Source organism: Intestinimonas massiliensis (ex Afouda et al. 2020), from assembly GCF_001244995.1.
Classification (GTDB): domain Bacteria; phylum Bacillota; class Clostridia; order Oscillospirales; family Oscillospiraceae; genus Intestinimonas; species Intestinimonas massiliensis.
Genome location: NZ_LN869529.1, coordinates 1,365,675 through 1,386,691 on the forward strand (window position 1 = coordinate 1,365,675; position 21,017 = coordinate 1,386,691).

Annotated in this window: 24 protein-coding genes; 7 read left to right on the forward strand and 17 right to left on the reverse strand. The window is 47.7% G+C overall.

Annotated elements, in window-relative coordinates:
* Positions 1–15: 15 nt before the first annotated feature.
* Together BN2154_RS15785 and BN2154_RS15395 are read left to right on the forward strand one after the other, a co-directional pair.
* A complete protein-coding gene (locus BN2154_RS15785) occupies positions 16–471 on the forward strand; it encodes a hypothetical protein (protein ID WP_154666677.1) in 456 nt (151 codons plus the stop codon).
* A 24-nt stretch (positions 472–495) separates the two neighbouring features.
* Positions 496–1,029: a PDDEXK family nuclease gene (locus BN2154_RS15395; RefSeq protein ID WP_094762472.1), complete on the forward strand. Its 534-nt coding sequence runs from the start codon at positions 496–498 to the stop codon at positions 1,027–1,029.
* Positions 1,030–1,073: 44 nt separating this feature from the next.
* Here BN2154_RS15395 and BN2154_RS15400 read toward each other — a convergent pair whose 3' ends face one another.
* Positions 1,074–2,048, reverse strand: coding sequence for a DNA-methyltransferase (locus tag BN2154_RS15400; RefSeq protein ID WP_094762473.1), 975 nt, complete (start codon positions 2,046–2,048; stop codon positions 1,074–1,076).
* A 155-nt stretch (positions 2,049–2,203) separates the two neighbouring features.
* Between BN2154_RS15400 and BN2154_RS10460 the strand changes: the two genes are divergently transcribed.
* Complete coding sequence (locus tag BN2154_RS10460; protein WP_050618725.1) at positions 2,204–3,340, forward strand: tyrosine-type recombinase/integrase; 1,137 nt, start codon at positions 2,204–2,206, stop codon at positions 3,338–3,340.
* Positions 3,341–3,508: 168 nt separating this feature from the next.
* On the opposite strand, the gene BN2154_RS10465 is transcribed toward BN2154_RS10460, so the two are convergent.
* From BN2154_RS10465 to BN2154_RS10480, 4 genes are all read right to left on the reverse strand, one after another.
* Positions 3,509–3,805, reverse strand: a complete 297-nt coding sequence (locus BN2154_RS10465) for a hypothetical protein (RefSeq protein WP_050618726.1) — start codon at positions 3,803–3,805, stop codon at positions 3,509–3,511.
* 125 nt (positions 3,806–3,930) lie between these two features.
* The gene (locus tag BN2154_RS10470; protein WP_050618727.1) at positions 3,931–5,070 is read right to left on the reverse strand and encodes a type IV toxin-antitoxin system AbiEi family antitoxin domain-containing protein; all 1,140 of its coding nucleotides are present in this window, start codon (positions 5,068–5,070) and stop codon (positions 3,931–3,933) included.
* 3 nt (positions 5,071–5,073) lie between these two features.
* Positions 5,074–5,739 carry a hypothetical protein gene (locus BN2154_RS10475; protein WP_050618728.1) on the reverse strand — a complete coding sequence of 222 codons (666 nt, stop codon included), beginning with the start codon at positions 5,737–5,739 and terminating at the stop codon, positions 5,074–5,076.
* A gap of 72 nt (positions 5,740–5,811) precedes the next feature.
* The gene (locus BN2154_RS10480) at positions 5,812–6,294 is read right to left on the reverse strand and encodes a hypothetical protein (protein ID WP_050618729.1); all 483 of its coding nucleotides are present in this window, start codon (positions 6,292–6,294) and stop codon (positions 5,812–5,814) included.
* A gap of 618 nt (positions 6,295–6,912) precedes the next feature.
* On the opposite strand from BN2154_RS10480, the gene BN2154_RS10485 reads away from it, so the two are divergent.
* From BN2154_RS10485 to BN2154_RS10495, 4 genes are all read left to right on the forward strand, one after another.
* A complete protein-coding gene (locus tag BN2154_RS10485) occupies positions 6,913–7,143 on the forward strand; it encodes a hypothetical protein (protein WP_050618730.1) in 231 nt (76 codons plus the stop codon).
* Position 7,144: 1 nt separating this feature from the next.
* Positions 7,145–7,345: a helix-turn-helix domain-containing protein gene (locus BN2154_RS15790; RefSeq protein ID WP_195892340.1), complete on the forward strand. Its 201-nt coding sequence runs from the start codon at positions 7,145–7,147 to the stop codon at positions 7,343–7,345.
* Entirely contained in the window at positions 7,342–8,433 is a 1,092-nt protein-coding gene (locus BN2154_RS10490; RefSeq protein WP_050618731.1) for a hypothetical protein, read from the forward strand. Before BN2154_RS15790 ends, BN2154_RS10490 begins: the two co-directional genes overlap by 4 nt.
* 209 nt (positions 8,434–8,642) lie before the next feature.
* Positions 8,643–9,203, forward strand: coding sequence for a recombinase family protein (locus BN2154_RS10495; RefSeq protein WP_050618732.1), 561 nt, complete (start codon positions 8,643–8,645; stop codon positions 9,201–9,203).
* 300 nt (positions 9,204–9,503) lie between these two features.
* On the opposite strand, the gene BN2154_RS16460 is transcribed toward BN2154_RS10495, so the two are convergent.
* The 12 genes from BN2154_RS16460 to BN2154_RS10550 all read right to left on the reverse strand — a co-directional run bounded on the left by BN2154_RS16460 (position 9,504) and on the right by BN2154_RS10550 (position 21,007).
* Positions 9,504–9,626 carry a hypothetical protein gene (locus BN2154_RS16460; RefSeq protein WP_278320018.1) on the reverse strand — a complete coding sequence of 41 codons (123 nt, stop codon included), beginning with the start codon at positions 9,624–9,626 and terminating at the stop codon, positions 9,504–9,506.
* Entirely contained in the window at positions 9,623–11,107 is a 1,485-nt protein-coding gene (locus tag BN2154_RS10500; protein WP_242853743.1) for a recombinase family protein, read from the reverse strand. Before BN2154_RS10500 ends, BN2154_RS16460 begins: the two co-directional genes overlap by 4 nt.
* Positions 11,108–11,603: 496 nt before the next feature.
* Positions 11,604–12,962: an IS1182 family transposase gene (locus BN2154_RS10510; protein ID WP_242853731.1), complete on the reverse strand. Its 1,359-nt coding sequence runs from the start codon at positions 12,960–12,962 to the stop codon at positions 11,604–11,606.
* 558 nt (positions 12,963–13,520) lie between these two features.
* On the reverse strand, positions 13,521–15,494 hold the full coding sequence (locus BN2154_RS10515; RefSeq protein ID WP_050618734.1) for a tape measure protein: 1,974 nt from the start codon (positions 15,492–15,494) through the stop codon (positions 13,521–13,523).
* On the reverse strand, positions 15,481–15,843 hold the full coding sequence (locus tag BN2154_RS10520; protein WP_050618735.1) for a hypothetical protein: 363 nt from the start codon (positions 15,841–15,843) through the stop codon (positions 15,481–15,483). The genes BN2154_RS10515 and BN2154_RS10520 overlap by 14 nt, the downstream gene beginning before the upstream one ends.
* A gap of 5 nt (positions 15,844–15,848) precedes the next feature.
* On the reverse strand, positions 15,849–16,067 hold the full coding sequence (locus BN2154_RS10525; protein ID WP_050618736.1) for a hypothetical protein: 219 nt from the start codon (positions 16,065–16,067) through the stop codon (positions 15,849–15,851).
* Between the two features lie 6 nt (positions 16,068–16,073).
* Positions 16,074–16,268, reverse strand: a complete 195-nt coding sequence (locus BN2154_RS10530) for a hypothetical protein (RefSeq protein ID WP_050618737.1) — start codon at positions 16,266–16,268, stop codon at positions 16,074–16,076.
* Positions 16,265–16,558 (reverse strand): hypothetical protein, encoded by a 294-nt coding sequence (locus BN2154_RS10535; RefSeq protein ID WP_050618738.1) that lies wholly within the window; start codon positions 16,556–16,558, stop codon positions 16,265–16,267. Before BN2154_RS10535 ends, BN2154_RS10530 begins: the two co-directional genes overlap by 4 nt.
* A gap of 63 nt (positions 16,559–16,621) precedes the next feature.
* A complete protein-coding gene (locus tag BN2154_RS10540) occupies positions 16,622–17,473 on the reverse strand; it encodes a hypothetical protein (protein ID WP_050618739.1) in 852 nt (283 codons plus the stop codon).
* Positions 17,474–17,490: 17 nt separating this feature from the next.
* Positions 17,491–17,907 (reverse strand): hypothetical protein, encoded by a 417-nt coding sequence (locus BN2154_RS10545; RefSeq protein WP_050618740.1) that lies wholly within the window; start codon positions 17,905–17,907, stop codon positions 17,491–17,493.
* A 344-nt stretch (positions 17,908–18,251) separates the two neighbouring features.
* A complete protein-coding gene (locus BN2154_RS15795) occupies positions 18,252–18,422 on the reverse strand; it encodes a hypothetical protein (RefSeq protein ID WP_154666679.1) in 171 nt (56 codons plus the stop codon).
* Between the two features lie 590 nt (positions 18,423–19,012).
* Positions 19,013–21,007, reverse strand: a complete 1,995-nt coding sequence (locus BN2154_RS10550; protein WP_094762474.1) for a DNA primase family protein — start codon at positions 21,005–21,007, stop codon at positions 19,013–19,015.
* Between the last annotated feature and the right edge of the window lie 10 nt (positions 21,008–21,017).

Sequence of the window (21,017 nt, forward strand, 5' to 3'; positions counted from 1 at the left end):
TCCAATAATCCAGAAGTGCGTGCTGCTGCTGTTTGGTCATTACCAAATGACACTTATACATTGCTTGCAATACTAAATCAATGCTTTTCGAGTGAGGAGATTCTCGCAAATCATGCAATAGCTAAAATTGAAAAATACTTTTCACCTGAAATGACGCCCAACTTACTATCTTTATTTGGAGAGGACGAGCATAACAATGCTATTTGTTCGCACATCCTAGCCATGGCACAAGCCGTAAATAAAAAGGCAATTGTTAAACATTATATTGCAGAAAGACAGATAAAACTACGGAATTGGATATTATTTTCGATTGGTATTAGCGGTAGGAATGGCTATGAGGAATTAATAAATATGCTTGATATAGACGCCAAAGATACATTAAATAAACTTGCTTTGTTATGGGATTGTCATGATAATTTCATGAGCAAAGAACAGCAAGAAGGAATTGAATTTATTAAAAGGCAGAAATAAAATGAATTAAGGGGAAGTTTTAAAATGGAATTTTACAGTGACGAACACAAAGCTAAAATTGCACGTTTAGAAAAGTTGTGGGAAAATCTGCATGAGTTAGCTGATATGTGTAAAGAATATGGTATACAAGATATGCTTCAAGATAATGGACTTAAAGTTATGCAGCAGCTTGTATACTTAAATATGGATTTTCTCCCAGGGCGAGAAGGCAATGATAGTATTTCTAATTCTGGAACCGAATGGGAGATGAAATCTGTTAATATTTTATTGACATCTGGGTTTAGTACAAATCACCATACAAACCATGATATTATTGCAAAATATCGCAAAGTTCCATGGACGTTTTCAATATATGAAGGTATTGTTTTAAAAGAGATTTATGTAATGCGACCTGAACAGTTGGAGCCCATATTTAGGCATTGGGAAGATCAACTAGATGATGGACGCTCACATATAAATAATCCGAAAATTCCAGTCAAATTTGTCCGTGAAAATGGACTAAAAGTTTATCCGATTAATCCTCAGCACCCCATTGATCCTGATTTAATAAATATTTAAACTATAAGCAAGGGGCACCGCTCGCTGGTGCCCCTTGCTCTTTCTTATAAAGATAATTGTTCTATTTCGGCTTCCCGCTCAATTGTAATAAATTCCCCAGCCATAATTGAATCATAGCTATCTCGAGCCTGGTCTTTACTTTCGACAAATCGAAAAGTAGATGCTGCGACGAATTCTTGACAAAGTTCAAAGCACAGCCAACGGCGATCAAGTTTCTCTGCAACATATCCTGTAGTATTAGAACCGCCGAAAATGTCTAACACCAAATCATTTTTATCGGTTAAAAATTTAATAAAGAAGTCTGGCAGGGCAGAAGGAAATCTTGCAGGGTGCCCTTTAATCGAAAGCAGCTTACAATATCGCAAATATTGACTGTTAGAGTCACTATTAGGATATTGCAATAGATTTGGGGGTATTGCCCCACCGTTATCTCTCGTCCACGATGCTTTGCCCATAACATGACCTGAAGGTCGCTTAATTCCTTCTTCTTTTACAAAGTCCTCCGGTTTATTAATTAAGTGTTGCATTCTGGAAGAATACGGTGTAAGTACATTTTTTATATTTGATTTAGGCCATTCTGTTTTAGAAAGCCACCATACCGTATTAACACTATTTTTTGCTCTTAATTTACGCTTATTGACCCACTCAATCGGAGCGGGTAAAGCTGAGGTATTATACCAGTAAAAAGGTTGTGCTAAATGAAAACCAATTTCTTCGCACATTTTTATTAATACTTTAAACTGGTATAAGCTATAGGTAGGACTTCCACGGTTATACGCAGCACCTAAATCAATAACAAAACTACCGTCATCCGATAATTTATCAAAGACAAGTTTCCCAAAGGAACAAAGCCACGAAATATATTCTTCTTGCTCTAAGTTCCCGTAACTTTTTTGACGTAAAAGTGCAAACGGTGGTGATGTTACTACCAAGTTTACACTGCCATCTTCCAAGGTTCTGAGAAGTTCAAGAGAATCGCCTACAATGCATTGACCCCTATTTGTGCTATATCCGTTCATGAATTTTTTACCTCACATTTTCTCTTGATTAGTATATCATAACAATGCACTAATAACAATGGTCGGAATTTACGCCCTATATACCAAATTAAAGTGTTTATTTTCCACGTATACTGAAACGCATCTCCAGTCGTACACATAGGGGCGCGTAACCGATGGACTCAGGAGAGCGCTTGAATGGCATTCAAGAGGTCAGCGGTTCGATCCCGCTTATCTCCACCATCCAAATATGGGAAGTGCAGAAAACCGTTGAAACCACAAGGTTTCAACGGTTTTTCTGTTTTCTGAAATCACATTTTCACGGAAAAACTGTCCGCTTGATTTTTGCCGCAAAAATCTTGAATCAAGGGGACAGAAAAATGAAGAAAATTAAAATGAATCAAGCTGCTACAATGGAAGAAACCTTCAAAGACTTCCTCACTTCCCGGAAAATCAAAGGCGTTGCCGAAAAAACTTTGCAGACCTATTCTTTCCACCTCCATGCGGTTTCCAAGCACTTGGATATTCAGAAGGACATAGCAGAACTGAACAAGCGGGACTTGGAGCACATGATAGCAAGCATGAGGGAGCGCGGGCTTTCCGCAAACACGATAAACAGTTACACCCGGACGCTGAAATCTTTCTTTTCTTGGTGCAATGGAGAAGGACTTACGGCGGTCAATCTGCCGCTCTACAAGGCAGAGGAAACCGTCAAGGAAACCTACACGGACGCAGAATTGAAAGCCCTGCTCAAAAAGCCCGATGTACGGAAATGTACCTTTGCAGAGTTTCGGGATTGGGCAATCGTAAACTTTCTGCTGAACAGCGGCTGCCGCGCCGCCACGGTCAGAGCTATTCAAATACGGGACTTGGATTTGGACAACAGCCTTGTTTACTACCGTCATACCAAGAACAAGAAAGCCCAAGTAATTCCGCTTTGCAGCCCCATGACAGCCATTCTCCGGGAGTATTTGAGGGTGCGCGGCGGAGCGGCGGCGGATTACCTCTTTTGTACGGAGCGCGGCGAACAACTTACAGAAAACGCCTTGCGTCAATCCATTGTCCGATACAATAAGCGGCGGGGCGTGGAGAAAACCAGCATTCATCTGTTTCGCCACACATTCGCCCGGAAATATCTGATTGACTGCGGCGGCGACGCTTTTACTCTGCAACGGCTTTTGGGTCACTCCACGCTGAATATGACGAAACATTACTGCGCTATCTTTGACACGGATATTACAAAGAACTATGACAGCCTTTCACCGCTGGCCCAGTTGAAGGGCGGCGAAAACAGAATCAAGATGGAGCCATGAATATGTGGGATTTGCCAGACTTACCCCTTGCTCTCATCATGGAGGAAATACTGGAATGGGAAAAGCCAGCGGAGCGGGACACGAACACCGAGCGGGAGCGGGAAAACGATAAGCAATCCAAAGAGCGTTAAAAGACGCGGCGGAGGCATTAGACCTCCGCCGCATATTTTATTTCAATCCCTTTTGTACCGCGTCCACAGCCTCTTGTACCGCTTTTTCAGCGGCGGGCCATATCATCTCTTTTATTGCTTCATCGGACGGGAAAACGCGGCGGAGGGCGCGGCGCAATGCCTCCCGCTGTGTACTGTTTGTCCTGTTCCTGTGCGTCTGACGGGTGTATGCTTGCATGGGAGAGGGCGGATTGCCGCCGTAAATTTCCGCCAAAATCTCCCCGCGCTCTGCGGTACTCATTTCATCGTCAAAAGCGGAAAGGATTTGCTCAATTACGCTTTCATGTTCAGTCATTTCTTCACCTTCTTTCTCTGTCAGTATTGTTTTTCTTGTACCGCCCAGCGGCTATTTACCTGCCCCCGACCGTCTTATATTCTTTTCTTTTATAATGGCCGGGGTCAGGTAAACAGCGCCAGCGGTTACACGGATTTTCTCACATAATGGCCCCGCTTGACCCGCTCAATCAGGCCGTGCTCCACAAACTTATCCAGCGTCTTACGGCTGAAACCCTGTGCATAGATTTCCTGCGTTGTCCATGCGTCACCTTCCAACTGCTCAAAGCGTTTTTCAGTCTGACGGCGGCCCATATCCTTGTTGTGCTCGGCGTTGTGTTCTGCATTGTATGCGCCCATTTCTTCTTTCAAATACGGCGCAGCCACGATTTCAACATCCTTTTCAAAGTCGATGGTAAACTCATAATTGCCGTCTGGTATTTCTCCATGATAAGGGAGCGGCGCGGTTCCTGTGCGGAAATACTGATACACCCATTCTTTCAGTGTCCGGTATTCCTCCCCCGGAAGGGTCATGTATTGCCCCGACTGGTAAGATAACATCATCATGGCATTATCGTAGGTGCTGCCTCTGAAACGGGAGCGTTCGCTCTGGCTCATGGTTTTGGATATTTCCAGAGTTGCGCGGCGGTCATTCAGATAGTCCATAATAGGCTGTGCCCATCTCTCCCAAGTCATGGGAATACCGCGATAGGTTGCGCTGTGCGCCTCCATTTGCCCCATGTAGCACCAAACGCCTTTGACCGTCCCGCGCACTTCCAATGAAACCCCGAAGGTTATCATTTTTTCCAGACCGTCAGGCCATTGCATACGGTTTAACCACCGCTGGGCGCTCTCCGTCTTTTGGGCGCGGCAAAGGGCCAGCAAATCCCATTTGTCTTGTTCTGAAACATGCACCAGCGGAAACCGCTGGGCAAGAATATGATATTGCAGTTTAGACCGCTGATTTCCGCTCAATCGGAAAATATCATCGGTGAGAAATTGCACCTTGTAGGGGTACATTCTGTATTCATCAAATTCGCATTTCAAAAAATCCCTCCTTGTCAAATGATTGCCCTTATAGGCAATTAGATAGTTGTTATATTCTATATCTCTGGTATCATCCTCACCCTCAAAGGCGCTGACTGATACAAGGATTGTTTTCGTTTTTTGCGCTGCTGCCCATGTGATAGGCAAGCCGCGAAAGAGAAGCGGCGCGGCGGCGCTCTGGTCTTGCTGTGGCTCTAAACCGTCGAGCGGGAGCGGGACAATCGGTTCAAAGTCAATCAATGCTTACCCCTTGGCCGTCAGCGTTTCCCGCTGGGCAAAGAGCGTATCAAAGGCCCACTGTCCTTGGTCAATGGGTGCGTCCTTGTAATCCAGCCAAAGGCCCACTTTATCACAAATGCGGCTCACGGACACATGAGCGCCCACCCGCTCGGCAAGCCCCTTTGTTTTCCGCTCGTATAACTCCCATTCCAGACCTGTGTTGTCCTTGTATTGCTTATCAAAAGCAAGAATGATTTCCTTTGCGCCCGCCTGCATGAGCATGGCAATGTGGTTTGTATGTGCGCCAAAGGTGTGTGTTGCCACAGCGTAAGGATAACCGTAGGTGTGGGCCAGCATAACGCTTTTTGCGCCCTCAAATACGATGGCTTTTCCCGTTTCACGGATGGCCGCTTTTGCTTTGTGCAAGCCGTAGAGATTTCGGGTGTTTGGAAAGCTCCAACACGGTTTACCGTTCTTGTAGTATTGTCCCCCTTTATACAGAGGCATATATTTCGCCGTTGGAAACTGGTATAAATCTTTGGGTGAAAAGTCTGGGAAACAGGCTTTTGCCTCTTGCCGCAGCATGGAAAAATTGCGTTCATACAGACCGACAATTTCCCCATCGGCGTTGTGGTGCGGCAGAATGATGGTTTTTCTTTTGGGATAATACGCAACTTGGAATGCCTGCAACTGTTCAACGGGAATACCGTCCCCGCCCTGTTCCCGACTTTTGCACCATACCAGCCGGGAAAGCGTTTCCCGTCATGTGTCAAACTGCGAATACAATTCTTGTATGGTGTTGGGGTCAATGCCCTGCACCATTTCAATTTCTACATTTGGGTCAAACGGCTTTTCAGAATACGAAAATTCAATATCTTCCTGTGGTATTCTATTCTCAAAGTCGATTTCCTGCCCATCCATCCACTTCTCAAGCATCTTTTTGGCATGGTATGGACTGTCTAAATCCAAGGACCGCATGACCCATGTATGCAGCATCATTCCGCCGCCGCACGCGCTGAAACAATTTACTTTCAATGTTTCCGGGTCGAACAATGCGCTGTGGTTCTCTCCGTGGTGACAAAGGCCCAAAATTTGAATAGACCGTTTCCCGCCGCTGTTCACCCAGCGCGGCGCAGCATTGAAATGTTCAAAGAGGGAGAAAAATTCCTCTTTGTTCAACCGTGTAATTTTATCTTCATATATCGGCTCATAAGCCAACTCAAAAGGCACTTCCATGTTACTCATGGCAAAACTCCTTTTTATCAAATTAGAAAGTCTTTGGAGAGATTTTTTCATCTCTCTCACTTTCTATAATAATTATACTATAAAAATTTTTTTGACTCAAATTAGCAGAATTATGAAAGAAAATGAGTAAAACAAGAACATTACAAAGCATTTCTTGCAGGAGCCGAGGCAGAACAAAACTTCCCATCGGACAGCAGGAAGGGAGCGCCGGGGGGATAGTATTAGGAAAAAGAACAAGGTACGCGCGGCGGCGGATTTTCCCGGCGATTGTCCCGACCGCTGATAAATTACGGGAAACACGGACGAACACGGCGGAAACGACAAAAAGCAGAGCGGAACAAAGAGAATTGCATGAAAAACGGCGCATAATTCAAGAAATCCACGCCATTTCATATCGTATTCGATTGAAAATAAGAAAAAACACACCGAAATCGCGCGTTTTCCAGTCGAAACGCGGCAATTTCATGTGTGTCATGCGGAACAGCAATATTTTCAACTATTTTCGATAAATTTTGCGAAAGCTCTTGACAATATATATATATATATATGATAGATTGTACGAAATGCTGTCAGATTGCACAGTATTCGTACATTTTTTATTTGCAAGGAGGAATTGCTATGCGTATCATTTTGGACACGGACAAGAAAACCATCACCGTACCTTGGAACTATCAGCAAAAGTTGGAGGAATACAATGCTATGGTTATGGAAATCTCCGGTGATGCAAGCAAGAAAAAGACTTTTAAGAGTTTCATTGATGATATTTGGAGAGAGTGCATGGAGGACAGCGACAAGCACTTAATCACCGGGAAAAAGCCCGCCTCCGTCAAATCCTCCCCCCAGGGCTGATATGGGTGCGCCGCGTGTAACCCCGGCGGAAATCGTTGAAATGCACCGCCTGTATGCCAAACTCGGCAACTATGCGGCGGTGGGCCGTGAAATGGGGCGAAGCGGGACAACGGTTGCAAAGTACATCAAATTGAAAGATACACCCCAAATTATTAAGCACACCTTTGTTGAGGTCGTGCGGGAAGGAGATAAGAGAAAATGAAGAAGGTTTTGGCCCTTATGCTTGCGGCGGCGCTTATGCTGTCCTTGACGGCTTGCGGAAGCAAAAAGAGTGACGCCGCAAAGGCGGCGGATGAACAGATTTTGGCTATCGGCGAAGTAACATTGGAAAGTGAAAACCAAATTTCTGCGGCGGAAGCAACTGTAGAAGCTTTGGCTGAAGAAGATAAAGAACAATTAGATAATTTGAACGTTCTGACTGAGGCCCGGAGTGCCTATGATACCCTGGTACTGGAAAGTAAAGCAAGTGAAATTGAAGCCGCTATTTCTGCAATTGGTACGGTTACTCTGGACAGCGAAGCTGCTATTTCCGCCGCTGAGGAAGCTTATGGCAACGCCTCGCTTGAGGTGCAAGCATTAGTGGAAAACACTTCTGTTTTGGATGAGGCCACAGGGGCTTTGAGTGGTCTGCGGGTTGCCAAGGCGGAGGAACTGATTTCTGCAATTGGCGAAGTCACTCCGGAGCGGGCCGATGCTATTCGCCAGGCTCAAGATTTCTATAGTGCCCTGTCCGCCAGCGATAAGGAGAAGGTGACGAACGCCGATGTACTGGACGCCGCTACTACCTGCCTCAAGGAATTGACAAAGGCGGAGGCGGAAAAACTTTTAGCTGGGATGCGGCTGGACGAGGACAAGATTCAAAGAATGCAGTTTTATACTCCAAAGGTGGTAAAGCATTATTCAGACGGCAGTTGGGCCGCTGATATTCGGTGCTTTGTGGTGCCCTACCTCGGCCGGGATACTAATAGCGTTTGGCTTCGTCTAATTTGCAATTACACTGGGGATGACTGGGTGTTTTGGAAGAAGCTCACCTTTGCTGTAGATGATGAACGCTACACGAAAACTTTTAGTTATTATGATATCGTTCGTAATAACGGCGGTGGTGTTGTGTGGGAATATATTGACACCGATGTATCCGACTCTGATGTCGAAATGCTCTGGGCCATCGCAAATTCTACCGAAACAATCGTTCGTTTTGAAGGCGATGATTACACACATGACTTCACCGTAAATTCGGCCGATAAGCAGGCGATTCGGGATGTGCTGACTGCATACGAAGCATTAAAATAACACATCAAGACATGTGGGGGCAATACTAAAATATTGCCCCCACATGTCAATAGGGTATACCCAATTGACATATTGAAACAGCAGTGAATTGTGTGTCACACAAGCCGTTTTTCTATATCTGAAATATTTCAAAATATAATATAATTCTATTGATATACTTTCGATTGTGTGGTATCATTATATCAGACAAAGCGAAAGGGTGTGAAACAATGCGGGTCGGTTATGTACGGTGTTCCACCATCGAACAGAACGAGGCGCGGCAACTGAAAATGATGGAGGAACAAAAGGCCGAAAAACTATTCATCGACAAGGCCAGCGGCAAGAATACAGACCGCAAGGCGTTCAAAGAAATGATGGCTTTTGTCCGCGCTGGGGACATGGTAATTGTGGAAAGCATTTCCCGTATCGCCCGCAACACCCGCGACCTTCTCTCCATCGTGTCGGAACTGACGGAGAAACAGGTGGAGTTTGTCAGTCTGAAAGAGAGTATCGACACCACCACCCCGCAGGGCCGTTTCATGCTGACGGTGTTCGGCGCTCTGGCGGAGCTGGAACGGGAGAACATCTTGGAGCGGCAACGGGAGGGCATAGAGATTGCAAAGAGCGAGGGCAAGTATAAGGGCCGCAAGCCCTTGGAGGTGGACGAAACCCAATTCAAAGACGCTTGCAAGCGGTGGAGGGCCGGGGAGATAACGGCCACCGCCGCCATGCAGGAGGTTGGCTTGAAGCCGAATACCTTTTACAGAAGGGTCAAAGAAATGGGCCTGTAATGGCCCATTTCTCTCCCGAAAAGGTTGCAGAAAAATTGACTTTTCAAGGGAAATCTGCTATACTTAGCATAGTAAATTTTAAGCGCACAGGTTTCGGAAAAATCAAGCAGACACCCAAAGGGTGAACGGCGGAAACCCCTGTGTTTCAATGGTTTTTATATTGTCCCCGGCCGGAGCCGCAACGCGGCGTGAGGTCACTTGAATGGCATTCAAGAGGTCAGCGGTTCGATCCCGCTTATCTCCACCATATCAAGGGAAAGAGCTTTTCCTCGCTTCTGAAAAGGAGCGAGGTTTTTTGTTTTATGCGGCGATGGCAACGATGTCCATGCCCATGCTGAACTGCTCAAAGTCAACGTTAAAGTCGATATGCAGCTTGTAGTCCCGGTAGACCTCCACCCGCTTGATTAAGCAGTTGACGATCATTTTTTTGCCTCCATACTGGCCGTGTCGTACATTTCCGCCCATGAGATTATATCGTCATATTGGGCGTTCAGCGAAGCAAGCACCGTTTTCCCCTCGTCATAAGCCGCCTGTGCCGTTTCCATGTTCTCTTGAAGCTCTTGGCATTTGGCCTCGGCCTCGGCAATCAGAGAGCTTAACAGCTCCTTGGAAAAGGTGCTCTCCCCACGGATAGTCTTGATAACCTCGCCTTTCAGCGTTTCAAGGTCAGCAGCGGCCTTGGTATATTCCGCCCGCACGCTATGGAGCAGGCTTTTCCGTTCCTCCATCTTTTCCCGGTAGCGGATATTGACTATATCGCTTTTGGGGATTGCTTTCATGCGCTCAAAGATCTGGCGCACCAGCTTATCAATGATCCCGTCAAGGATATGGGCCGTGTAGCCCGTCTGTCCGTCACAATCCGTCTGCTTGCGGGTTTTCCCGTAGCAGACATACCGCACACGCTTCACCACCCGATTGGGATCTTCCTTGCAGGGATAAGCCTTGCCGCTGGTGGTCAGGGACAGCCGGGAGCCACAATGCCCACAGAAAACATTTCCGGCCAGCAGGGCGCTGCCCCTGGTGTTCAGGGGGACGGTGCGCTCCTGTTCGGCGGAGTTGGCGCGGGCGGTGCGTATCTTTTGGGCGGCCTCAAACAGTTCAGGCGGGATAATCTGCAAATGGGGCTGGACGGGGGAACGGCTATCGCCGCTGCGAAGTACGCCGGTATAGGTGAGATTGCAAATGATACCCCGGATGCTGGCGTGGTGCCACTTCTTGCCCGTCCTGGCCCGGTAGCCCTGATTATTCAGGTAGGAGGCGATCCGCTGGGCCCCGTAGCCCTCATGCACGTATTTGGCAAAGATAATCCGCACCACAGCGGCCTCGGCCTCGTTGACGGCCAAATCGAAAACCTCGTGCTTGCGCTTGTTGATCCGCCCGCTCTTTACGAGGTCGTAGCCATAGGGGGCGTTACCGCCCTTGTAATGCCCATCCTCCACCATCTGGCCCAGTCTTGTCCGGGTGCGGATCGAGGTTTTTTCGCTTTCCCCGTCCGCTTGCCAAAAGCGGATGTAATTGGTGAGCTTGTCGGTGTGATTGTCAAACCGCTGCTCCCCCTCCTGGGTGCTCCATACCCGGATGCCGTTTTTGACGAACCACTCCACCACAAAGGGGGTTTCGTCCGCGATCCGCCCGATGCGGTCAAACATGAACACAAGCAGAATGTCAAACTTGCTCTGCTTGGCGTGTTCCTTGATAATCTGCACCTTGTCCCGGTTTTCCGCCCGTACCTTGTGGCCGGAAACGCCGTCCTCCTGTTCCTCGTGGATAATCGTCCAGCCCTTTTCCTCGCAGAAGCGGTGGCAGGCTTTACGCTGCATGGGAATGTCCGCCTGGTTTTTATCGTCGTGATCCACCTGCTTGTCGGTGGAAACCCTGTATAAACAATAAACCCGATTTTCCATATTGATTTGTCCTTTCTCAATCATACGTTGTTAAATTGAGATGTAAATCAATACGTGGATAATATGCACTTTTCAAGGTACATGGGGAGTACCCCCACTTATATTATCCCTCTGTCCGGGGTGAATTTCAAGGATGCCTCCGGCCCTATTTTTAGGGGTGTTGCTGGCAAAAGACGATAGCAAAATCTGTTTCACTTGGCCCAGGGCCGCCGCGTTTTCACTGTCCGCGAAGGTGGCCGATATTTCGTAGCCGTCAACGGCAAACGTCGCCCTGCGCCTTGTATCGGTTGTAATTGACTGCATGAAAGACCTCCTTAGTCCAAAAATGAAAGAACCAATCAGCCTCCCCCGTGTCCCGTGGGGAAACGTGAAAGGGCGGCGCGAGAGCGCCGCCCTTTGACCTTCCCCCACCTCTGGACACTTTGGAGCTGTTGACAAAGTGCCTGATCATTTATTACGAGCGGGAAAATGGCAATAAAAAAGACGCCTATCGGCGTCATCCCATGTACTTTATCATCCTTTTTAGGTTTAAGGCCGTGGCTGAAAGGAGACAGTGGTCTTCCGCTGCCTCTAAACCCCGCCGCAAGACGCGTGTTAAGTTATGCCCCCACTTCTGAGCGGCAAACGTGCCCTCGCACCAGATCTGCCGCTTGCGCAGCGCATCCAGATCGTCCGGCTCGTTTTGCCGGGCGAGATGCCGTCGAACCGTGGGACGGAAGTAGGTGTCCAGCAGCCTTCGCGCACCGCGCTGATCATTTTCGCTCAAACATTTCTCCCGGCAAGGACAGCTCCGGCAGTCTCCGCGGTCTGCCCAATACTCCCAGTACACACCGCTGGCGCTGCGGTACAGCCCCTTCACGCGAAGTTCTTTCCCATTGGGGCATTGATAAACATCGTTCTCCGCATCATAAGAAAAGGCATCCCGCTTGAATTCCACCTTGGTCCGATCGGCAAAAGGCTGCGGCCTGACATAAAAAGAGATTCCCTGCTCCTCCAGCACACGGTGAGCCAGAGGGAAATCGTAAGCGGCGTCCGCTGTGGCTGCCTGAATGGGGAAGACATTTCGATGGATCTGCTCCAGGTGGTCCAGGTATGGCACGGAATCATGCACATCACCCGGTGTTACTGTCACGCCCAGGATCACACCGTGGTCCGTGTCCAAGGTCTGGTGGCTCAGGTAATATTGGCCCTCCGGTTTCCCCGGCCGTTTCATATGCCCTGCCTCCGGATCCGTTCGGCTCACCCGCTTGTGGCTGCGGCGGCTATCCCGCTTGATCTGCTTTGTCCGCTTCTTCCGGCGGTGTCCAGTCCGTTTCTCCAGTGCCTGCAGTCCTTCTTCCTCGTAGCTGTCCAGCCGTTCCCAGTATGCGCCCGGTTCCTCCAGCATTTCCACCAGATGCTCCGACGCCCGGGAGGCATTGGCCTTTACATGGGTGGAGTCAGTGGCTGCCAGCCGCCCGCTGACCAGACCTTTCTCGATGCACTGACGCACCACTTCCTCAAACAGCCGGCGGAAAACCTTGCGGAAAGAAGGCTTGCGGCGACGAAGCTGTGAGATGGTGCTGTGGTCCGGTACCCGGTCAAACAGATCCAGGCCCAGATACCACCGCAGGGCCACATCTGTCTGGATACGCTGTTCGATCTGCCGTTCCGATGGAATCCCGTACAGGTATCCTACCAGCAGATACTTCACCAACATCACTGGGTCGATGGGCGGGCGGCCATACCTGGGGCTGTACAGATGGGCTGTTTCTTCACGCACGAAGGACAAGTCCAGCGTGGCTTCCAGTTTTCGCAGAAAGTGTCCCTCCGGGACCAGATCTTCTATCGTTACCATGTGCAGTTTTAGTTGCATTCCCATCCCCCCACTGCTCTTTTTTCATTATATCATATTTCCAGTGATACATGGGCTTTGTCAACAGCCCCAAAGAGTGCAAAAGAGTGCAACGTAACTGTTTTTCACTCTTTTGCCTTTCTCCAATTATCGCAGATGGGTTTGCTCGTATCAATCCGCCCAATTATTTGACGGTTACGCTTGTTGCACAGAATAATGATAAAAAGAAAAAGAGAGCTAACTGATTACTCAAAATCAGTTAGCTCTCTTTTTATGAATAATGAAAAAGTGTTGCCAAATCGTTGCCACGGAGGGCCTTAACCCTTCAAAAACCCAGTCATATCAGGCTTTTTCGGGCCTCTGAAATCATTCCCACTCTGTTTCGGCTTACACTGAACAAGGCTAAAAAGTGCTTCTTTTTCGCTGAATATGTAGCGAATTTGAACAATTTTTCAGTGATATTCAGGGTAAAATGAACTATTCAAGCGTACTCTGAACCGCTATTAGTACGATTTTAGTACGCCCATTTTTTCAATTCATTGAACAGCCTTTTTCTTGAAAATTAACTTTCAATTCCCATTACTCATGCACCCCTTCTTCAGAAACATCCAGTTTTTCCGCAAAGTCATTGGCCCAAGCGTCCATGATCCCATCCAGATCAGTTTCCTTGTCAATGTAATTGGTGTTGTTCTGTTCAACCTTGATTTCAGCGGTGGTGAACCGGTTGATTGCTTCCCGTTCCGCAATATCACGCAGATAGGACAAATCTTCTTCAGTAATGTCAAGGGCATCACTCATAGCGGCGGTATTTCCCGCCGTATCACCGGTGTTGCCATAGATACCATCAAGGGTGTTGCCAAGATTGAAGGCTTCAACACCGCCCAAATTAAAGGCCCCGGAAATTTTATCGGCAATTCCTTTGCCGAAATCATATCCAGCGGAAGCGGCTTCAGAATAATCAATGAAGTCCATCTTCTGAACATATTCAACCCAACCGGCTTCATCTTTAACTTTTTGCTGGGCCTGTTCCAACCCTGCATAAAAGCTATCAAGGCCGCTTGTAATGTCCACGGTTACGCCGGGGATCTTATTCAGCAAATTTTCAATGGCATGGGCCAATTTGGTGATATAGCCAATCACGGTAAGGCACATATCATAGAAAGCAACCTTCACAGCGGCAATGGGGTTATTGAACACATTGCCAAGGAAGTTGGCGATCATAGCAAAGCCATTCTGAAGGGGAACAATGAAGCTGTTGATCAGGAAAGCGCCCAACACAGCAAAGGCCCCGCCAATAATGCCGGTTGCAGAAACACCAGCACCGGTGAACTTGTTATAAGCGGCTACACCGGCATACAATGCACCGATCAGCGCCATGATCAGCATTATCACCCAAACAATGGGGTTGGCCAACAGCGCAGAATTGAAGGTGAACACCGCCGCAGAAGCCGCCGCTGTGTTGCCGGTCAGAACGCCAAAGCCGATGGAAAGGAAGTTCACCACACCATGATAAATAGCCGTTGCCGCCGCCGCAATCTGCGTCCAATGGGCGGCAATCTGGAACACCGCAAAGGCACCGGCCAAACCCAAAACAGCGGGGCCAATGATAGAAATGTTGTTTGCAAGCCAGTTGATTCCGTTCAAAAGGGGCTGAAGCACCTGAAGGGCCTTGTTCTTCATGCCCGTCCAAATCTGTCCCCAAGTTTTGGGCATATTTGAAAAGGTTCTTTCAATATCACCAGCCGCTTCAAACATGGCGTTCTTTACAATATTGGCGGTAATCTGCCCTTCAGAAGCCATTGTTCTGATCTGACCAATGGGAACATCCAAGTATTTTGCAATGCTCTGAATAATTCCGGGGGCAGTTTCAAAAATGCTGTTCAGTTCTTCACCACGGAGAACCCCGGAAGCCATTGCCTGTGTAAGCTGAAGCATTGCGGCGGATTGCTCTTGGGCACCGGCACCACCGATAACAAAAGACTTGTTCACCAATTCGGAAAAAGCAATTACTTCATCCATGTTGGTGAATGCGTCCCTTGCGTTCATGCCCAACTTGGCAACAGCGGCGGCGGTGTCCATGTAATAAGAACGGGAACGCTGTGCCGAAGCCATTACCTTTGCTTGCAGTTCTTCAAGGCTCCCGCCATCATCAAAATTCACCATGGCATTGTTCAACCGGGCATTGGTGCTTGTAAGCTGGTCAGAAACCCCAAGCACCTTATTCAGTCCAGCAATACCACCCACGGTGGCCGCAATTCCCTTCAGCTTGTTCCAAAGGCCATCAGCGGCGGAAGAACCGGCCCGAATGGAATCGTTAAACTGGTCTTGGGCGTGATCCGATTGCCTGATATTCTGTTCCATCCGATCAAATCCAACGGTTGCTTCCGCTATATCTTCTCTGACCTGCTGAAGAACAGTGGAATCAAATCCACGGTCAAAGGTTCCTTGGGCATTTTCCATAGCGTTAATCAGGGTATTCATGCCCCGGCTCATTGCCTGAAGGGGGCGGGTCATGCCGTCATAGATTTGAATTGCAGTTTTAATGGTTGCCATGATTTTTCACCACCTTTCGGCGCTCCAGTTCCGCCAATAAGCAGTAACGATAAATGACCTGAAGCGGTTGGTTTGCGGGTGAATGGTGCAAGGAATCAAGTTCCTTATTGATCTGCCGGGATTTCAGCTTCATCACCGCTTCCGTGGCCTTCTTTACCAGTTCATAATGTTTGAAATCCTTGTTCAGAATCATGATCCCATCCGGGCCAAACTGCCCCGGAACCTGTTCCAGCGGAATAGATGGATCAGGATTATAGCTGATCTGCGGAATGAAGGGGATCAATGAAAACCGAACCGCCCACAGATTTTTGTTGATAATATCAATATTAGGGTTTTCATGCTTCAGCATATTTTTCACCGCCCTTCCATAGTGGCTAACAGCCCTTCCAGTTCCACCAGCTTCTTTTCATATTCGTCTGTCTTAATGGCCGCAAGAGCGGCGTTACAGGCGTAAAGAAGGGTGTTGGCTCTTTTGGGGTCAATTTCATTGTTCAGGGTCATATTTGCAACCCTTGAAATGGCCCGGCGTATATCTGCCGGGGTAGATAACTTTAGTGTTTTGCGCCGGGGCATGGTGTTTCACTTCCTTTCCAAAAGATGAAGGCCATCCACAGAAGCAAAGATTTCTATGATCCTTTCTTCAGACGGATTCCCATAGGCCAATTCTTTTAACTGGTCAATGGTCATTCGGTCATATATGGCTGCTTCCATTTGTTTGCTTCTTTGTATGGCCTGTTTCTTTGCTGTTGAAATTAACTTTTCAAGTTTGTTCATATGTCATCATCTTCCCCCTGATTCATATCATCGTAGAAAATGGGGGAATCTTCTTGGGTATTGGGGTACTCATCAGCAAGGGAATATAGGGCATCCATAGCGGCATCCGGGGAATCATGCCATGAAACTATATACCGACATCCAGCGCCCTTCTTGCCGCTCCACAGGTGGCCACAGGCCCGGTATTGGCCCCTATCTGGGGCATAGGTCACAGAACCCATAATAAACCGCTCAGATTTGGCTTGTGCGGCCTTTTTCGCTTTAATAATCAGTCGGTCTATCCGATCCATAAAAACCTCCCACAAGTCAAATACGGGGCGCATAGGCCACGCCCACACGCCCCGCATCAGATATTAGCCCTCGGTAACGGCCTGATAGTAGATTGCCTTTGCCTTGTTTTCCAGAACAAAGGCATCGTAACAGATACGGCCTTCCACCAGATCACCGGAAATGCCGGGCGGGTCTTGGTGTACTCGGTAATCCTCCAACTTGGTAGGGGCCACGGTTGCCACAGGATGGGCAATCATAAAGCCAAAGTCAGAGGGAAGGCGGTTGGCGGGAACCTTGATGATCTGCGCCCCGTCAAGCTGGGCGATCACGCCCCGAAGCCGCATATTTTCCGCCACATCAGTTTCCAAGAAAATATCCTTGGACTGCTTCATCAGAAGGTAAGTATCAGGCGTTACCACGATAATACGCCCGGTTTCTGGAACCTCGGCATTATCAAGGGCGGTATTTGCCTTGAAAATCTCACCACAGATGTTTTCAGCGGTAAGGGCAATAGCGGCGGGTTTGGTGCCAGCACCGGCACACATCACGCCATAGGTGTAAGTGTCCACCTCCGGGATCACCACTTCCCGAAGCTGACGGGCCAATGCACCAGCGGCCTGAAGCTGTCCTGCGGTTTCGTCCGTGTCCAGCTTGTCAATGGCGAAGGTGAAGGAACGATCCTTCTTCAGGGTCATTTCCTCTGTAGTGGCATCCAGACCGGCCACGGGGCCAAACCTGCTCCAATTTGTGGCGGTGTTTGCACCGGGGCGGTCATAGTCGTTCATGGCCGAAGTGCTGACCTTATAAACCTTGATGGAATGCGCCCCAGTCCAATCAAAGTCATTGTTGGTCAACAGGGATTTGCGGGATTCCGTGGTAAACTTTTCATCCACCAGCGGAAGGAATGTAGTAACAAGATTAACAGTATTAGCCATTTATGGCACTTCCTTTCTTATTCGGGAAGCCCCATAGCCTTTCTAAGTGAACTGTCACCGGTATTTTTTGCACGGGACAGACTTTCAGCCGGTTTAGCCCCGCTGAACTTGATAGGGTGGGCTTCCGCTTTGTGTTTGTCCATAACCGTTTTCACGATGGACAGGGCCTTTTCCAATGCTTTAGGGCTGGACACATTCAGAGCGTCCACCAGTTCAGCGGGAAGGCCCATTTCACTGATCTTCTCTTTTGCGGTCAACAGCAATTCACGCTGGGCCAACTGCTGTTCCCTTTCAGCAAGAGCGGCTTCCCCCTTTGCCTTCTCTTTGGCAAGGCGTTCACCCACAATGCGGTTCACATCGTCCTGACTGAAGGTTTTTGCCCCGGCTCCATCCGGGTTCTGATTGTTGTTCATAGTGGCCTTGATTTCATCCATCTTTCATACCTCCGTTTAACGCCCGAAGTAGGCTAAATATAGAAAAAGCGTGGGAACCGTCCCAAAAAGAACGATTCCCACGCCGTTTTCTCACAGCTTCCACCCGGTAAGGGGGTGGGGTACTATATTAAGATTATACCATATATGGGGGTGTAGGTCAAGGAAAATCACCTATTTCGTGTGTTTTTCGCTTTTCGTAGGTATGAAATACAGATGATTATAGGGGGGTGTACCTGTGCTTTTCTTGACCTTATGACGGGGCAAAAGCGACTTCAGAAGGGCTTCAAGCCGGGGTATTTTCGCTTCCTCGTCCGGGGTGTAGCTGATTTTGACTTTGACCGACATCAGCGATCACCAGCCTTCTGCCCTTGATGGAAGCCAATCTTGAACGCCCAAGAAATCATCCTGAACACATCCCCATGGGCTCCATTGTAAATGGCTTCCAAATCCCTTTCCCGAAGTTCGTACTTCTCAGGAACCTTGGTGGCCTTGGCGGTTTCGATCAGATTTTTCATATGTAATTCCGTCCTTTCTTGATTTCCGGGCGGATCATGTGTTATACTATCCACAAGCCGCCCTTTTGGGTTGGTGGTTTCGGCTCCCTTGTGTCAGAGTTTGCAGACGGTGACGCAAGGGGGCTTTTTTCTTCTGTCATTGTGCTTCAGGATCACATAGTTCTTAATGTTGGGTGTAAAACAATGTGGGCATCGTGGGCCTTCATAATGGCCTTTGTCGTTTCCGTGAATATGGATTTGTTGGCAATAAGGGCAAACGATGTAAACATGAAATGAATCAATCGCTATTGGGTATATGTTCCAGCATCCTTCCGAATCCAAAAAGGAACGATGATCCACGGCATGGGTTTTCCGCTTTTTATTGGCCGGTAGCAATTCCAACTGATCCAAGGGTAACAACAGCTTTACCGGGTCTTGACCTTTACCCCATTTCTTTGCATACTGCCTAAATTCACTTATCGTCAATGGGTATCCTCTCCTTTCGGCCTGTCCGTCTGTCCTTCTCAAAGTAGTATTTTATATACTTTTTTCCTATCAAAAAACTTTTTAGAAAAATATTTTCCCTATATACAAGGTTGTAAAATGGGATTTCAGAAGGACAGGCAGACAGTTATTTTTTTCCGAAACATGGGCATCCGTTTACCCTCTATGCGTTTGATATAGCTCTCATATCCATAGCGGGTTTTAATAATCCGGGTGAAATCCTTTTGATCCTTTGCCCTTTCTCCGCTGGCGTTACAATAGATTTCATACGCTTTATAAAGCCCTTCCGGGCCGCTTATCGGCTCCCGCTCCAAAATGCCGACATCATCAAGGCTTTCCACCCACGCAACAACGGAATCATTTTCCGACACAAAAGCGGCCATCTGCTGTTTGCTTTTCCGGGTTTCAATAAATCCTTTGTTTTGGGTCAGGCTCTTATAACCAGAAATGGCCCGGTTTAGAAGTGCGCTCATAGCTTCATCAGTAGAAAGATCATCGTCAATGGCGGGGTTATAATCGGGATCCGTCCGCTTGTAAACCCGTTCAAACTTCAAAATCACAAGCCGCCGTTCGATACCTTCAAAGTCTGCTGAAAAGTCCGGGAACAGGTTCATACCAAAAATCATTTTCCCGGTGAAAACATAATCAAACGATTCCCGGTATTTTTGTTCCACATGAACGGCATCGCCACCCACAAGGGCCTTAAACAGACCGGAAGCAAACAATTTCGTTTTCTTAATATCCGGTACAATGTTCAGTGTTTTGTTCACAAGGCCAGCCAATCCGAACCGATTCCCCAAATCTTCCAATTCCACGGAAGAAACATTTTCTTCCCCGCAGAACCGGCGAACCATCGTAGAAAGCGTACTTTTAGCCGAAGATGGAAGCCCCACCCAAAAGAAGCACTTCTGATACCGTGTGTGGTTCATCATAAGATAACCCATGATCTGGTCGAATAGTTCAATCTGTTCTGAACTTTTGCTAAACGCATTTTCAAGGGCTTTGTCAAGCACAGGGCAAACCGCTGAAGGGTCATAGTCTGCATGAAACTGTCGGAAGCTGATAATATCAGGGTTGTGGGGGTGAAGCGTTATTGTACCATCATCCGCAATTTCCAACATGCCATTTCTCACATTGATCATGGGGCTTTCTTCCGCTTGGTCAATGTAAGCGGCTCCCTTGATTTGTTCGGCCACTTCTTGCCGAAAGCGGATTTTGGCGAAAGGATAGTGCTTGCTGATATATGCGTTGATTTGATCCTTGCCGAATGGCTTATATACCCCATTTTGATAGGCATAAAGATTGCCATTCAGATAAATCAAATGGTGCTGTTCCAGAAGTTCATTGGCAACAGCCACAGGGGACAGGTTCTTTTCTTCCTTCTGGTTAATGATGTTCCGCAACTTCTCCAAGGTTTCTTCCCGAAGAATGGTATCAATTTCACTACAACGAAGGCCGGTTTCCAGCACAAAATCATTGATAGCCTGAATTGTGCTTTGAATTTGTTCAATGGTGTAACCTTTCCAAGCCAAAGCGAACGCATATTCAGAAAAACCATTGTTCCGGGCATCCGATAGGGTTGTAAAATCAAATGGCCGGTTTTTAGACTTCTGCAAAGGCCACAATTCAACCGGCAATTCATCAATGGCTTCATTCAGCATATCACCAGCGGCCCACTTTCGGAGAACGCCCCCCACTTTGAATGGGATGTGTTCTTTGGATTGCCCACCGCCCAATTTGACTTCAACTTTAATTCCCAATGCAGAATACCAGTTGATTTTATTGGTTTCATGGGGGTAATTTTGCGGAACTCTGAAATAAAAGTGCTTTCCATGTTCCGTAATCATCAGATTATAGCGAATGCCCTTAGAATTCAGCCAAGCCAATACAGCTTCACTTCTTGGATTTCCCTTGATAGGCTCGTCCAGTTCGCCGGTACGGTGGTCGAAATCATCAATATCCAACTTCAGAAAACCAGCTTTCAGACGGGCACACAAATCACCATTGTAACCGCTGATTTTTTCATCAGGGCTGAAATACACACGGTTCTTTTCATCCTCTGAAGGGTGTTTGTTGTTGGCTCTGCAAATACCATCAATCACTGATTATCAC

What these genes read in the sequence shown, in the direction of transcription:
- BN2154_RS15395 (WP_094762472.1), top strand. Translation starts at nt 496, where the DNA reads ATGGAATTTTACAGTGACGAACACAAAGCTAAAATTGCACGTTTAGAA.
- BN2154_RS15400 (WP_094762473.1), bottom strand. Translation starts at nt 2,048, where the DNA reads ATGAACGGATATAGCACAAATAGGGGTCAATGCATTGTAGGCGATTCT.
- BN2154_RS10460 (WP_050618725.1), top strand. Translation starts at nt 2,204, where the DNA reads ATGGACTCAGGAGAGCGCTTGAATGGCATTCAAGAGGTCAGCGGTTCG.
- BN2154_RS10465 (WP_050618726.1), bottom strand. Translation starts at nt 3,805, where the DNA reads ATGACTGAACATGAAAGCGTAATTGAGCAAATCCTTTCCGCTTTTGAC.
- BN2154_RS10480 (WP_050618729.1), bottom strand. Translation starts at nt 6,294, where the DNA reads ATGAGTAACATGGAAGTGCCTTTTGAGTTGGCTTATGAGCCGATATAT.
- BN2154_RS10485 (WP_050618730.1), top strand. Translation starts at nt 6,913, where the DNA reads ATGCGTATCATTTTGGACACGGACAAGAAAACCATCACCGTACCTTGG.
- BN2154_RS15790 (WP_195892340.1), top strand. Translation starts at nt 7,145, where the DNA reads ATGGGTGCGCCGCGTGTAACCCCGGCGGAAATCGTTGAAATGCACCGC.
- BN2154_RS10490 (WP_050618731.1), top strand. Translation starts at nt 7,342, where the DNA reads ATGAAGAAGGTTTTGGCCCTTATGCTTGCGGCGGCGCTTATGCTGTCC.
- BN2154_RS10495 (WP_050618732.1), top strand. Translation starts at nt 8,643, where the DNA reads ATGCGGGTCGGTTATGTACGGTGTTCCACCATCGAACAGAACGAGGCG.
- BN2154_RS16460 (WP_278320018.1), bottom strand. Translation starts at nt 9,626, where the DNA reads ATGATCGTCAACTGCTTAATCAAGCGGGTGGAGGTCTACCGGGACTAC.
- BN2154_RS10500 (WP_242853743.1), bottom strand. Translation starts at nt 11,107, where the DNA reads ATGGAAAATCGGGTTTATTGTTTATACAGGGTTTCCACCGACAAGCAG.
- BN2154_RS10510 (WP_242853731.1), bottom strand. Translation starts at nt 12,962, where the DNA reads ATGCAACTAAAACTGCACATGGTAACGATAGAAGATCTGGTCCCGGAG.
- BN2154_RS10515 (WP_050618734.1), bottom strand. Translation starts at nt 15,494, where the DNA reads ATGGCAACCATTAAAACTGCAATTCAAATCTATGACGGCATGACCCGC.
- BN2154_RS10520 (WP_050618735.1), bottom strand. Translation starts at nt 15,843, where the DNA reads ATGCTGAAGCATGAAAACCCTAATATTGATATTATCAACAAAAATCTG.
- BN2154_RS10525 (WP_050618736.1), bottom strand. Translation starts at nt 16,067, where the DNA reads ATGCCCCGGCGCAAAACACTAAAGTTATCTACCCCGGCAGATATACGC.
- BN2154_RS10530 (WP_050618737.1), bottom strand. Translation starts at nt 16,268, where the DNA reads ATGAACAAACTTGAAAAGTTAATTTCAACAGCAAAGAAACAGGCCATA.
- BN2154_RS10535 (WP_050618738.1), bottom strand. Translation starts at nt 16,558, where the DNA reads ATGGATCGGATAGACCGACTGATTATTAAAGCGAAAAAGGCCGCACAA.
- BN2154_RS10540 (WP_050618739.1), bottom strand. Translation starts at nt 17,473, where the DNA reads ATGGCTAATACTGTTAATCTTGTTACTACATTCCTTCCGCTGGTGGAT.
- BN2154_RS10545 (WP_050618740.1), bottom strand. Translation starts at nt 17,907, where the DNA reads ATGGATGAAATCAAGGCCACTATGAACAACAATCAGAACCCGGATGGA.
- BN2154_RS15795 (WP_154666679.1), bottom strand. Translation starts at nt 18,422, where the DNA reads ATGAAAAATCTGATCGAAACCGCCAAGGCCACCAAGGTTCCTGAGAAG.